Source organism: Chloroflexota bacterium (assembly GCA_016875875.1).
Taxonomy (GTDB): Bacteria; Chloroflexota; Dehalococcoidia; order GIF9; family UBA5629; genus 9FT-COMBO-48-23.
Window position 1 is genome coordinate 39213 of sequence record VGOP01000006.1, and the last position, 13532, is coordinate 52744.

The following is a 13532-nucleotide window of genomic DNA, read 5'->3' on the forward strand; positions in this document are numbered from 1 at the left end:
TCCTAAGCACCAAATCACAAATAAATTCAAATATCTAAACTCAAAATTTCAATTTGGTTAGGATTCTGAATTTGGCGGGGACGTGATAAGGGTGCTGGGCTAGAGGGTGATCTTCATATCTTCGTAGCCAATATCTATACCGATTCCCAACTGTTGAGCTATCTCTTTAACTTCCTGCTCAACTTCCTTCTGAAACTGGGGCGGAATATGAATAACGACAACACGCGGTAAATATCCCTTCGTTTCACGGAACTGTATAAGTTCGTCTTTGAGAAGCCCGGCTGACAGATGTCCGACGCTTCTAAGAAAGTCTTGAGTCTTGTTGATGCCGGAGACCTCAATCATGAGCAACTGTGGCGATACGTGCTGCCAACAAGCTGCCAACCCCGGCCCGGTATCACCAGTGTAGAACAAGCTTTTGCCATTCTTAAATGTGACCTGAAATCCGAGGGAAGGCACTGCATGCTGTACTGGTACAGGCAACACATCATAGCCCTGAATATTCTGCCCCTGAAACGGCTCAATAACCTTCAGCCTGAGAAAAGGTTTCTCCTTAGATGGCCATTTAGAAAAGTCGGCGTACATCTTGCCGTCGAGAAGACAGGAATTAACGATGTCTAGAGTATGGCTCAAGGCATAGATATCGACCGACGACAGGAACGTAGCACCGTTAGCTCCCAGAGTGACCAAATCCCGGCTATGATCGAAGTGATGATGAGTAAGTAGAACCGCCCTCACCTTCTGCTGTTCTGACAGCGAGAGGCTCGAGGTAAGACCACCAGCATCCAAAGCTAAGATACCGTCGATGAGAAAGGATACCATCCGCTGTCCTTCAGCCTCACTACTATGAGCACCCAGAATTCGTACCTCCATTTTTCGCGCCTCCGACTTACAGATTTGCCTTGAGCCCGAGCAACTGTTGCACAGGTCTATTAACTTGTTAGCCAACCACACATTATGACCAAGCCAGCTATAAGAATCAAGTTTGTTTTTGCCACAAATAAAGCTCTGTGATAAAATTTGGCACACTTTCAATCGCAGGGAGACTATGAATGAAATATATCCTTATTGCCCTTTTGGTGTTAAGCTTGGTAATAAGCACAGCCGGTTGCTTAGTGCCTCTGCCCATCAATCCAGCACCATCAACACCGAAGGCTGAACCGCCGGCCACTTACACACCCGGGCCACCAATAGACACCGGTTGGACACCACCTAGCACAACAACCGAGGCTCCAACACTGCCCAGCATTGCCGACGTAGTAGAGGAAGTTTACCCGTCGGTGGTAGCCATAAGCACTGAAGTCGTGACTCTGGATATCTTCCGCACGCCACAGACGCAGAAAGGCGCTGGTTCAGGCTGGATTATAGACAAAGACGGCATCATCGTGACCAATAACCATGTGGTCGAAGGAGCCAAGAAGGTAACAGTAGAATTGAGCGATGGCAGAACCTTTGAGGCAACCCCCAAAAACGTACATACAGACCAGTTAACAGACCTAGCAGTCATTAAAATCGATGCTACCAACCTTCCAGCCGCCAGTGTGGGCGCCTCTACACGGCTCAGAGTTGGAGATTGGGTAGTAGCCATCGGCAATCCCCTAGGCCAGGGAATAAGAGCTAAAGAAGGCACTGTCAGTGGCCTGAAAGTGTCTTTAGATGTAGACCAAGGTCAGACTCTGGATGACCTTATTGAAACCTCGGCGGCCATTAACCCAGGTAACAGCGGCGGGCCTTTGGTTAATATGAAGGGAGAGGTCATCGGCATCACCAGCGCCAAAATCGCTGCAGTTGGAGTTGAAGGCCTAGGATATGCCATAAGCACCAAAGCTGCCATACCAATCATTGAGCAGTTGATCAAACAGGGTTACGTGACCCGTCCCTGGCTTGGAGTCACCCTGTATACCGTTGACCAATATGTCGCCATGGTAAACCGTTTACCCGTCAGCAAAGGCGTGGTTGTTGCCTATGTAAAGCCAGGCAGTCCAGCAGCAAAGGCAGGTTTGCAACAGCTTGATGTAATCATTCGCTTCAAAGACAAAGAGGTAACTACGGCTGAGGAACTAATAAGCGCCATACACGATTCAAAAGTTGGAGATGAAGTCGAGATAACCTTCGTCAGAGGTCAAGATACAAATACAACCTCTGCCCACTTGATACAAAGTCCGTCACCGGGCAGCTAGAACGACTAACTCCTACAACAGCCTCTCAAGCTGCTTTTTCGACGCCGAGTAAGATTTCGTAATTGGAAATACGAAACTTCTCAGTATAACTTCCGCTGGGAGGTACTGATGAAATCAGCTCCCGGGACAACGTTTCCTGCTTAATATAGTCGGCAAATTTGGTCATAACCAGTTGAATTGAATCACCGCCTTCATAATAGGTGAAGATATGGTCGGCAATATCCAGACCCGCTGAGCGGCGCATGGTCTGTAAACGCCGTACCACCTCACGGGCGATCCCCTCAGCTTCTAACTCTGGCGACAATTCAGTAGCTACTGCCACCCAGTAGTCCCCCTCCACAGCAGAAACATAACCAGACTTATCAGCAAGCTCTTCTCCACCATAAAATTCCACTTCTTTTACATTGAGTTCGTCTAATATCTGATAGGTTAGCTTTTGCAGAGCCTTCTTTTCGCTGGCTGACCCTACCTTAACCAATGCCTTGGACAGAGGCTGGCGCACTTTTATGCCAGCTTTAGCCCTAGCAGCACGTCCGAGACTACATGCCGTCATGGCCAAGCGTGTAGCTTCAACGAGTTTTTCATCTACCTGAGACGGGTCAGCGACAGGAAAATCAGCCAGATGCACGCTTTCCACAGCTTCAGGTTCAACCGAGCAAACCAGATTCCTGTAAATCTCTTCAGCGACAAACGGTGTAAAAGGAGCCAGAAGTTTGGACAAGGTGACCAAACAGTGATATAGCGTCGAATAAGCAGCCAGCTTATCTGCATCGCTCTGACTTTTCCAGAAACGGCGACGGCTCCGCCTCACATACCAGTTGGAAAGCTCGCCAACAAAGGTCTCAAGCTTCCGTCCGGCTGACGTAGGGTCGTAATTATCCAAAGCTCCATCTACATCAGCTATAAGCTGATTGAGCCTGGAAAGAATCCATCTGTCTAAGTCGGAAAGCGATGATGTACCTGCTGCTTTGGGATCAAAGCGGTCAATATTGGCATAGATAGCAAAAAAGGAGTAGGTATTCCAGAGGGTAAGCAGAAAATTGCGCAACGCTTCGGCCACGGTGTCACTGGAAAAGCGGCGGACATTGCCCGCCGGGGCAGCCGTAAATAAATACCAGCGTAAAGCATCAGCCCCATAGCTATCAAGCACCGACCACGGGTCAACCACATTGCCCTTGGCCTTGCTCATCTTTTCACCCTCGGCATCGAGGATATGCCCCAGGCAGATAACATTCTTAAAGCAAGGTCGGTCAAAAAGCAGGGTGGATATGGCATGCAAGCTGTAAAACCAGCCGCGAGTCTGGTCAACCGCTTCAGAAATGTAGTCGGCAGGGAAACTCAGGTCAAAAACATTCTGATCTTCGAAAGGATAATGCCACTGGGCAAAAGGCATAGCCCCCGAGTCAAACCAACAATCAATCACCTCAGTTTGCCGCTTCATCTTACCGTCACACTTGAAGCAGGAGAAAGTAATGTCATCAACAAAAGGACGATGCAGGTCTAATGGCTCAACCAGGCCTTCGAGATCCGGCTTCGCCTTCAATTCCTCGAGGCTACCAATACACTCATAACTGTCGCATTTGGAACAACCCCAGATGTTCAATGGTGTGCCCCAATAGCGCTCCCTAGAGAAAGCCCAGTCAACGTTATTCTCCAACCAATCACCGAAGCGACCATATTTGATATGCTCAGGATACCAGTTGATCTTGTTATTACCAGAAAGAAGCGCATCCTTCTTGGCCGAAGTCCTGATGTACCAGGTTCTTTTGGCATAGTACAGGAGTGGCGCCTCACAACGCCAGCAAAACGGATAAGTGTGTGTTATTTGCTCGCTGCGGTAAAGCAACCCTCTCGATTTGAGGTCTTCAAGGACAAGAGGGTCGGCATCTTTGACGAATTTTCCTGCAAAAGGATAAGTGCCAATTACATTGCCATTCAAATCTACAGGTTGGACAAAGTCGAGATCATTATCTTCTCCCGCTTCAAAGTCAACTTCACCGAAGGCCGGAGCAATATGGACAACGCCAGTGCCATCTTCCATAGAGACAAAATCATCCGCTATAACCGGGTAGTTAAAAAGGTCAAGTTGTTTCCATTTGATATTAGATGAAGGTTCCCCATCCGTTTCCTTCACATCCATTCTGCCTATAGTTACTCCAAAGTCCCACGGGTTGAATAGTGGTTCATATCTCAGATCAATCAAGTCACTTCCCCTGACCTTAGCAACAATAGGAACATTACCCAGCCCTAACTGCTCTAAACGGGCGCAAGCCAAAATGAGATACTCGTTATCAATTTCCACAAACGCATATTCTGCATCATCAGCAACCGCAAGTGCAGTGTTGCCAGGCAGTGTCCAGGGAGTAGTCGTCCATGCCAGCAAGTAAACAGGCCTATCCCCGGTAAGATCAAGAAGCCACTTCACAAAATCGGCTTCCCTATCGCCATAACCCTTTCGTAGCCGGTCGATAAACCCCGTGCTTCTATACAGTGATTTTGCAACCTTGAACTTTATGTAAACTGAAGGGTCCTCAGCATCATCTCTATAGCCCAGAGCCACCTCATGAGAGCTAAGCGATGTGCCACATCTAGGACAATGTGGAGTAACCCTGTAGCCTTGGTAAATCAAGCCTTTATCCCACAATTGCTTCAGTGCCCACCAGCAAGATTCAATATAGGTATTTTCGAGGGTTCTATAAGCGTGCTCTAAATCAAGCCAGAAGCCGATACGCTCAGTCATAGCTTCCCATTCTTTAAGATAGCTGAACACGCTCTCTCGGCAAAGCGTATTGAATTTAGCCACTCCATATTCTTCAATCTGGGCTTTGCCAGAAAAACCCAGCATCTTCTCTATCTCTAGCTCCACCGGAAGCCCATGAGTGTCCCAACCTCCCTTACGCGGAGCATAGTAGCCCTTCATTGTCTTGTATCGGGGAATGATGTCCTTGAACACTCGCGACAGCACATGATGGATTCCCGGGCTGCCATTGGCTGTCGGTGGTCCCTCATACAGGGTGAATTGTATTGCACCACGCCGGGTCTCTAGGCTTTTTTCAAAGATTTGGTGCTCTTTCCAGAAACTGAGGGTGGCTTTTTCTAACTGGGGGAAATTGACCTTGCTGTTTACCGGTCGGAACATGCCTAATGCTTCTTCAACATAATAGCTACTTTTCGCATCTCACCCTCGCCTATGCTCTGGGTAGTAACATCCGGATGATCAGTCAAAGCTAAATGAATAATGCGACGCTCATCTGCAGGCATAGGCTCAAGAGTTATCAAACGCCGGTTCCTTTTCACCTGCTCTGCTAAACGCAAAGCCAAGTTCTGTAATGACTCGTAGCGACGCTTCTTATAACCAGCAACATCAACATTTATCGGTACCCACGCCTTCAGCTTTTCAGCGACTATCAGTCTGACAATATACTGTAGAGAAGCCAGAGTCTGACCACGACGACCAATCAAAACACCGAGGTCATCGCCTTCAATATTCAGTGTCACCGGCAATTCACCATTAGCTGATTGGGTGACAGAGACGTCAGCCGCTATTCCCATGAATTTAATCAGCGCCTCCATGACCTCCTTGGCCAAATTAACTACATCGGCCTTCTCACCATCCACAGGCAGAAGACTTACCTTAATCCTGGCCTCCTCAGCACCCATTCCCAAAACTCCCGACCTACCTTTCTTCAATATCTCCACCTCCACCCGGTCTTCACCTACGCCCAATTGTTCCAGGGCCATATGAATAGCTTCGTCAACTGTTTTAGCACTTACCTCTAATTCTTTCATCTTCCAAAAAGACCTCTCTTCTTCTCTCCAGCTGCCTTCTTTATCGCCTTGGACTCTTCAGCCGCTTTCTGTACTATCTTGGATGGTTGTTCAGTTGGTGCTATTTTCCGGACCGGCACGGGTTTTTGATCCGGCACTGGCTTTGGAGCCGAAGGAGTCCTCAAATAGCCCCAGCCACCACCAACGAAATACTGGATTACTATGCCAATCACATTCGAAACCACCCAGTACAGAGCCAAGCCACTCGGGAAAGACAGAGTGAAAAATCCAAACATCAGTGGCATCATCATTGTAGTCATGCTGGTCATAGACTGCTGTCGTGGGTCAGTAGCTGGTGCCGTCACCATCTTCTGCTGTATCCACATTGTGCCACCTACAAGTATAGCCAAGATGAGATTAGGGTCGGGTCGTGATAATTTTAGCCAGAGGAAATGTTCGTTCAGCGGGATCGCTTGACTTACCATCGCCCAAGGATAAAGATGCTGCGACAAGTTCAATAAGTTCTCTGGTGTAGCTGCCAAGGCCTGCATAATAGACTGGTACAGAGCGATCCATATAGGCAACTGAATAAGCATAGGCCAAAGACAGCCCAGGGGGTTTATCCCGGCTTCCTTATACAGCTTCATCATCTCCTGTTGCAATTTTTGCTGGTTTTTGGCGTACTTCTTCTGAAGCTCCTGAATCCTTGGTTGTAGTGTTTGCATGGCCTTAGTTGACTGAGTCTGCCGTACAGTAAGCGGGAACAACGCTAGACGAACAACGACCGTAAGAACGATAATCGCCCACCCAAAGCTGCCACCTAACACAGTGCACAGAGCAATTAAGCTATTGAGTACGGGTTCCAAGATAATAGTATTCCACAGTTCAGCCATAATTAACTCTACTTAATATCAGAATAACAAAATTCCCAGATCTTATCTCCACTCTGTACATCCACACCATAGACACAGCGATGACTGGCATGGACATAAATCGTGTTTTCTTCAGTATAAAGGGGGGCCATTACCGAGCTGCCAATAGACACAGGCCGCTCTAATTCTCCACTATCAGCCTTAAGTATGTACACCACACCTGACTTTGATGCTACTACAAGAAGATTATTCACCAGCACGGGCGTGGACACAATCTGGTCATCAGCAGTAAATCGCCACAGCTCCTTACCAGTGCTGGCATGAATGGCATAGATGTTATGGTCAAGGCAACCAGCATAAACCACATCATCTTTAACTACCGGTGTTGACCAGAACCAATTATCTGCCTCAAACTTCCACTTCTCACTACCATCAGCGCTAGCAACAGAATAAAGATAACGGTCAAAGGTGCCGAAGTAGATATTATCTCCAGAAATTACTGGCGATGAAGCAATAGCTGCTGGCAACTCAACTTTCCACAACAGGCTACCATCTGCGCTCGACACCGCAAAAAGCTTCCGCTCATAATTGCTAACATAAACAACATCATCTTCAAATGCTGGAGATGTCCATATCTTGCTCCCAGTGTCAAATGGTGCCCATCTTTCGTTCCCCTTCTCGTCTAATGCATAGAGTTTACCATCAGAGCTGCCAACATAAAGAGTGTCTTCAACCACTATCGGGCTACCAACAACAGCTCCAATGAATTTATTTTCTTTTCGTGGATAAAACCATTCTCCCTCATTCCATGCCGGGATGCCTTCTTCATCATAGCCAGGAGCCACCCTATTTATAGCCATCACTTTGCCACTATCACCAACGTAGGTGGCAACATAAACTAGATTACCAGCAACTACTGGCGTGCCATAAACAGTCGCCAGCTGTGCCGTCGGAACACAACCCAGAGGGCCACACATTCCGCCTGGAGCAGCCGGTCCTTTGACAGGAAGAACCCACTCCCCTTCGCTTGGGAAAGGCAGTCCTTGACTTCGAGCCGAAGTGTTTACTGCCAAAATTCTGCCATCCATTGTCCCAAAGTAAAGAATACCATCATGACCTGCAAATCCAGACCATCCTTGATATGCTGGCCCAGTACAACCAGGGACAAGCAAGCTTAGAGCAATAAGCGAGAATATCAGACTTAATCTCTTTGTTTTGATTTTTAAGAAACCGGTCATCTCATTCACAATTAACAGCAAAAAATTAAGGAATCTATGGTACTGGGTCATAGCCACCGCTAGACCATGGGTGGCAACGAGCTAAACGTTTGGCTGCAATCCAGCTTCCTTTGATAAGCCCGTATCTCTCAATCGCTTGGTAAGCATAATGCGAACACGTAGGAGCAAATCGGCAAGCAGATGGAGTAACCTGTGACACCGTAGACTGATACAGCTTAATTGACTCCAGCACGAACCATTTCATTTTCATTCATTAGGTGAGCTCTTAATAGCAGCTTCCCTATAGATCTCTTGAGTTCATGATAGTCAGCAGTCACTGCAGCCTGCCGGGCAATAAACACTATATCCCACCCCGGTTTTAGCGATGTCACACGTACAACTTCCCTGAGCATCCGACGTACCCTATTGCGCACAACCGCCTTACCAATCTCCTTAGTCACTGAAAGTCCGTACCGGCTAAACTCAAGCTCATTAGGTAACGCTTTTATCACTATAAGGTTACCTACCCAAGCTTTACCCGATTTATAAACGGTCAAATACTGGGCTCTCTTTGTTAAAGCCCCTATTTTTGCCATGCTTCTAAACTGGCGTTAATTCCCAGCGGCCCTTGAGCCGCCTTGACTTCAATACCTTCCGCCCTCCTCGCGTTGCCATCCTAGCCCGGAAGCCATGCTTACGCTTTCGTGAGATTTTCTTAGGCTGGTATGTTCTCTTAGGCATTTTTCTTTTCCTGAGGAGCCATGCTTCTATTTTCAGGAATCCTACTAGGGCTGATATGATCCGGAGTGTAAGGCAATAAGGCCAAGTAGCGAGCCCTCTTTATCGCCAATGACAAGCGTCGCTGGTGCTTGGCACAAGCGCCTGTCCGACGGCGTGGCTGGATTCTAGCCCGGTCGGAAATATAGCGCCGCAATCTGGAGATATCTTTATAATCTATTTCAGCCTTGTCGGCGCAAAAGGGGCAAACTTTGGGCTTGAAAACAAAACGACGCCCCTTTTCTCTTGTCTCTTTAATCCCCTCACCTTCCTCCATATTTTAAATCTATGCCTCCTTATTAAAAGATAAACTACTAGAAAGGTAGATCGTCAGGCGCTACCTCTTCCTCAGTAGCTTCCACAGCAGCTTCCACAGGGCCTTCCTCCCCAGGGAGCGGGGCTACCGCCTGCCTATCAAGGAACAGCACTCTATTAGCTATCACCTCAGCAGTGACACGCCTCTGCCCATCTCGTCCTTCCCAAGAGCGAGTCCGTAGGCTGCCCTCGACATAAACTCGCTGTCCTTTAGTCAAAAACTGATTACAACTCTCAGCCTGTTTTTTCCAAGCAACTATCGTGAACCACTCTGTCTCCTGTCTTCGCTCCCCTTCAGATGTCGTGTAGGCTCGACTCGTGGCAACACGGAACGAAGTTACTGGATTGCCACTCGATGTGAAACGCATCTCCGGGTCAGTCCCCACATTCCCAATGAGCATGATCCTGTTTAGACTCGCCATCGCCAGACTCCTTACACCTTAATCCACCAATTTTATTAAGAGATGACGTAAAATTTTCCCTGAAAGCCGAAGATTCGCTTCTAGCTCCTTAGTCAAAGCCGGCTTCAATTTGAGCTTAGTCAACACGTAATTGCCCTCTGTGGACCGCTTTATAGGATAAGCCAGCTGTTTCCTCCCCCACTGATTTACCTCATCTACACTTCCACCGGTTTTATTGACTAGCTCGCCCAGCTTGGTGATAAAGTCAGGTACTTCCTCATCAGCTACTTCAGGACTGATTATAAGCACCATTTCATAGCTATGCATTCAGATTACCCTCGAAATTCAAAAGTGGGCACATTATAGCACATCAACGAAAATAGCAACAAGCTCACGAACCAACCTGAGCATTTCTTGCATTTTAATCGCATCTGGCTTATATTTCTGTTAGACAAAGGAGACATTTTGGAAATTTGCATCATCGGGCTGCCCAAAAGCGGCAAGACAACGATTTTCAATGCCTTGACCAAGGGAAAGGTTGACACTAAAACCTATACCACAACTGCCTTGACTCCAAACTTCGGGGTATCTAAAGTACCAGAACCTAGATTGCAATTTCTGGATAGAATATTCCATCCAAAGAAGATAACACCGACTGAGGTCAAATATGTTGATATTGCCGGTGTAGGCAAAGGTTCCGGCAAGGATGAGGGAATAAGCGGCCAATTCCTGAACTACCTGAGTAACGCAGATGCACTACTCCATGTGGTCCGAGCCTTTGAAGACGAAAACATGCCGCACATAGACGGCAGCCTAAATCCAAAACGCGACATAGCTAGCATGAACCTAGAGCTTGTCTTCTCTGATTTAGCCATAATTGAAAGAAGGCTAAAGCGACTTGAAGATTCTTTAAAAGGCGCTAAGCCATCAGAACGCGACCAGCTCCTGAGAGAACAAGCCCTGCTTCAAAAGATTAAGTCACAATTAGAAAAAGATATACCCATCTGGCAGCAAAGCTTAACCGGTGAGGAAATCAGAAGCTTGGCCAATTACCAGTTCCTTACTGCCAAACATATACTGATAGTCATCAACATCGGAGAGAACCAGTTGGCACAGGCCTCCACTCTCGAATCTGAGATACGCTCAGCCTATTCTCACTCCCAATTTGAAGTAGCTGCCTTATGTGGTAAGTTAGAAATGGAACTAGCCCAACTAAGCGACGATGAAGCTACAGAATTTCGCAATGCTCTTGGCCTGACGGAACCAGCAGTTGACCGCATCGTCAGACTTTCCTATCAACTTCTGGGACTGATCTCTTTCTTCACCACCGTCTCCGAGGAATTAAAAGCCTGGACAATCCCTAGAGGGACAATAGCCTTAAAAGCCGCCGGGAAAATCCACTCTGACATCGAAAAGGGGTTTATTCGGGCTGAAGTCGTCAGTTTTCACGATTTGGATAGATGCGGTAGTCTAGCTGAAGCCCGAAAACACGGCTTGCTCAGGCTCGAAGGTAAGAATCACATCGTGCAAGACGGAGATATAATAACCTTTCTATTTAACATCTAGGAGGGGTCGCTCTCGCTCAAAATGTCATTAGTCTAGTAACTTGTAATGTGCGGCCACCGTCTTCAACATCCTTATTTTAGATGGTATAATAGTCCCACAGAGAGCGACTCACACAACAAGGAGGGGCATGAAACAAGGGACAAAGGTTATCGCTTGGTTTGACGAAGTAACAAAGGATGACATTCCTCTAGTAGGTGGTAAGGGGGCAAACTTAGGTGAGATGGTTCATGCTAAGATACCGGTGCCACCAGGTTTTATCGTCACTGCAGACGCCTATTTCAAATTCTTGAAAATAAGCAAGCTTACAGACGAAATCCGCCGATACCTCGAAGGCGTAAATGTTAACGATAGCAAAAAGCTTCAAGAAACATCCAACCTCATCAAGGATAAAATTTCCAGTGTACCTATGCCGCCCGACGTGGTAAAGGAGATTAAAGACGCTTATCGTAAACTAGGACAAGGACTGGTAGCAGTCCGTTCTTCAGCCACAGCCGAAGATTTGCCCGAGGCTTCCTTCGCCGGCCAACAACGCACCTATCTCAACATTCAAGGAGAAGATGAGGTAGTGACAGCAATACAAGGCTGCTGGGGTTCACTGTTTGAATCCAGAGCTATATTCTACAGACAGCAGCACGGTTTTGACCACTTCCAGGTGGGTATTGCCGTACCAGTGCAAATAATGGTGCAATCGGAGGCATCAGGAGTCCTATTCACTGTAGAGCCCCTTAGTAACGACACAATGAAGATCCTAATCGAAGCAATTTACGGACTGGGTGAAGCTATTGTGTCTGGTGACGTCACTCCCGACCAGTATCTTCTGGATAAGGGAAAGGTTAAGATCCTTGACAAAAAAGTCCACAAGCAGGAATGGCAACTGGTAAAGAATACAAAAGCACCGATAGGCGAACTAGAGCCGAACATCAAGGTCCATGTCACACCATCAAAGCAAACTCTACAAAAGATAACCGACGAAGATATAGTTGCCTTAGCTAAATTGGGCAAGCTGATTGAGGATTTATACAAAACTCCACAGGACATCGAGTGGGCAAAACAAGGAACACAGCTATTCATCCTTCAAACTCGGCCTGTGACCACTTTGAAACCAAAAGCGGATATTAAGGCACTTCCTAAAATAGCAGCTCAGGCAATTTTAACCGGCGTTGCAGCGAGTCCAGGGATAGCCGTTGGCACGGTCAGAATTGTGCCCGAGGCTTCACACATAGATAAAGTTCAAGATGGTGATGTTCTGGTCGCTGAAATGACAACCCCAGATTTTGTGCCGGCGATGAAACGAGCTGCGGCTATAGTCACCGACCGTGGCGGTCGAACTGCTCACGCCGCCATCGTCAGCCGCGAGCTAGGCGTCCCTTGCGTCGTGGGCACAGAGGTGGCAACTAAAGTTCTAAGTGATGGCCAAGTAATCACTGTAGATGGCTCCCAGGGAGAAGTCTATGCTGGCAAAGTAGCCGAGCCAACAAGAGCTGCCCCCAAAGTCATTACTCAGGAACGGATTAAAACAAAAACCCGGGTCTATGTAAATCTGGCTGAGCCTGAATTAGCTGAGGTTGTGGCGAAAAGGAATGTAGATGGAGTTGGCCTGCTCCGAGCCGAATTCATCATCGCACAAATCGGCGGACATCCACGATACATGCTGCATGAGGGAAAGGGAGACCAATTTACGGAAATGCTGACTCGGGGCATTACCACATTCACCAAAGCTTTCCACCCTCGCCCGGTAGTTTTTCGGACTACCGATTTCAAAACCAACGAGTACAGAAACCTGCGCGGCGGGGACAAATACGAGGAATTTGAGGAGAACCCCATGATTGGGTACCGTGGCTGCTCCCGATATACACGGGAAACCGAGGTCTTCAGGCTCGAGATAGAGGCTATCAAAAGGGTGTGTCAGTACTATGACAACCTATATGTTATGATTCCTTTCGTCCGCTTCGTAGACGAAATCGCGAGGATAAAAAGGTTCTTCGTAGCTGAGGGATTGTACCAGTTTCCCAATTTTAAATTGTGGATGATGGTTGAAGTGCCATCAAACATCTTTCTCATAGACCAATTCATAGACGCCGGCATCGACGGTGTCTCCATCGGCTCCAACGATTTAACTCAACTGATTTTAGGGATAGACAGAGACAATCCCAAACTAGCACCGCAATTTGATGAGAGAAACGAGGCAGTGCTCATGGCCATAGAAAAGGTCGTTAAAGTTTCAACTCAAAAAGGCATCACCTCTTCCATTTGCGGACAAGCACCCTCAGTCTACCCAGAACTTACCGAGAACCTGGTAAAATGGGGGATCACCTCAGTTTCGGTAAGCCCTGACATGATAGATGAAACAAGGCGTATAATAGCTGCTGTTGAAACGAAACTTGGCCAGTCGTAGCACTGTGGCAGAGCGGAGAAGCAAAAGCTTAAGTTTTGATG

The 13532-nt window shown here is 47.4% G+C and carries 14 protein-coding genes; 3 read left to right on the top strand and 11 right to left on the bottom strand.

The window, feature by feature from the left end; translation table 11 throughout:
- Window positions 1-99: 99 nt before the first annotated feature.
- Window positions 100-873: an MBL fold metallo-hydrolase gene (locus FJ023_05645; GenBank protein ID MBM4446820.1), complete on the bottom strand. Its 774-nt coding sequence runs from the start codon at window positions 871-873 to the stop codon at window positions 100-102.
- A 179-nt stretch (window positions 874-1052) separates the two neighbouring features.
- On the opposite strand from FJ023_05645, the gene FJ023_05650 reads away from it, so the two are divergent.
- Window positions 1053-2180 (top strand): PDZ domain-containing protein, encoded by a 1128-nt coding sequence (locus FJ023_05650; protein ID MBM4446821.1) that lies wholly within the window; start codon window positions 1053-1055, stop codon window positions 2178-2180.
- A gap of 25 nt (window positions 2181-2205) precedes the next feature.
- Here FJ023_05650 and FJ023_05655 read toward each other — a convergent pair whose 3' ends face one another.
- Genes FJ023_05655 through rpsF form a run of 10 tightly spaced genes read right to left on the bottom strand, consistent with a single transcriptional unit; the run spans window position 2206 to window position 9857 of the window.
- A complete protein-coding gene (locus tag FJ023_05655) occupies window positions 2206-5319 on the bottom strand; it encodes an isoleucine--tRNA ligase (GenBank protein MBM4446822.1) in 3114 nt (1037 codons plus the stop codon).
- Window positions 5320-5321: 2 nt separating this feature from the next.
- Window positions 5322-5969, bottom strand: coding sequence for a protein jag (locus FJ023_05660; protein ID MBM4446823.1), 648 nt, complete (start codon window positions 5967-5969; stop codon window positions 5322-5324).
- Window positions 5966-6841, bottom strand: coding sequence for a membrane protein insertase YidC (locus FJ023_05665; GenBank protein MBM4446824.1), 876 nt, complete (start codon window positions 6839-6841; stop codon window positions 5966-5968). The genes FJ023_05660 and FJ023_05665 overlap by 4 nt, the downstream gene beginning before the upstream one ends.
- Before the next feature lie 8 nt (window positions 6842-6849).
- The gene (locus tag FJ023_05670) at window positions 6850-8109 is read right to left on the bottom strand and encodes a hypothetical protein (GenBank protein MBM4446825.1); all 1260 of its coding nucleotides are present in this window, start codon (window positions 8107-8109) and stop codon (window positions 6850-6852) included.
- Complete coding sequence (gene yidD, locus FJ023_05675; protein ID MBM4446826.1) at window positions 8093-8302, bottom strand: membrane protein insertion efficiency factor YidD; 210 nt, start codon at window positions 8300-8302, stop codon at window positions 8093-8095. The genes FJ023_05670 and yidD overlap by 17 nt, the downstream gene beginning before the upstream one ends.
- The gene (gene rnpA / locus FJ023_05680) at window positions 8274-8633 is read right to left on the bottom strand and encodes a ribonuclease P protein component (protein ID MBM4446827.1); all 360 of its coding nucleotides are present in this window, start codon (window positions 8631-8633) and stop codon (window positions 8274-8276) included. Before rnpA ends, yidD begins: the two co-directional genes overlap by 29 nt.
- Window positions 8634-8637: 4 nt before the next feature.
- Window positions 8638-8778 carry a 50S ribosomal protein L34 gene (locus FJ023_05685; protein ID MBM4446828.1) on the bottom strand — a complete coding sequence of 47 codons (141 nt, stop codon included), beginning with the start codon at window positions 8776-8778 and terminating at the stop codon, window positions 8638-8640.
- Window positions 8771-9091, bottom strand: coding sequence for a 30S ribosomal protein S18 (gene rpsR / locus FJ023_05690; GenBank protein ID MBM4446829.1), 321 nt, complete (start codon window positions 9089-9091; stop codon window positions 8771-8773). Before rpsR ends, FJ023_05685 begins: the two co-directional genes overlap by 8 nt.
- 37 nt (window positions 9092-9128) lie before the next feature.
- On the bottom strand, window positions 9129-9551 hold the full coding sequence (locus FJ023_05695; protein MBM4446830.1) for a single-stranded DNA-binding protein: 423 nt from the start codon (window positions 9549-9551) through the stop codon (window positions 9129-9131).
- Between the two features lie 18 nt (window positions 9552-9569).
- Window positions 9570-9857 carry a 30S ribosomal protein S6 gene (rpsF, locus tag FJ023_05700; GenBank protein MBM4446831.1) on the bottom strand — a complete coding sequence of 96 codons (288 nt, stop codon included), beginning with the start codon at window positions 9855-9857 and terminating at the stop codon, window positions 9570-9572.
- A gap of 138 nt (window positions 9858-9995) precedes the next feature.
- Between rpsF and ychF the strand changes: the two genes are divergently transcribed.
- Together ychF and ppsA are read left to right on the top strand one after the other, a co-directional pair.
- The gene (gene ychF, locus FJ023_05705; protein MBM4446832.1) at window positions 9996-11096 is read left to right on the top strand and encodes a redox-regulated ATPase YchF; all 1101 of its coding nucleotides are present in this window, start codon (window positions 9996-9998) and stop codon (window positions 11094-11096) included.
- A 127-nt stretch (window positions 11097-11223) separates the two neighbouring features.
- Window positions 11224-13491, top strand: a complete 2268-nt coding sequence (gene ppsA, locus FJ023_05710) for a phosphoenolpyruvate synthase (protein ID MBM4446833.1) — start codon at window positions 11224-11226, stop codon at window positions 13489-13491.
- The last annotated feature ends 41 nt before the right edge of the window (window positions 13492-13532 follow it).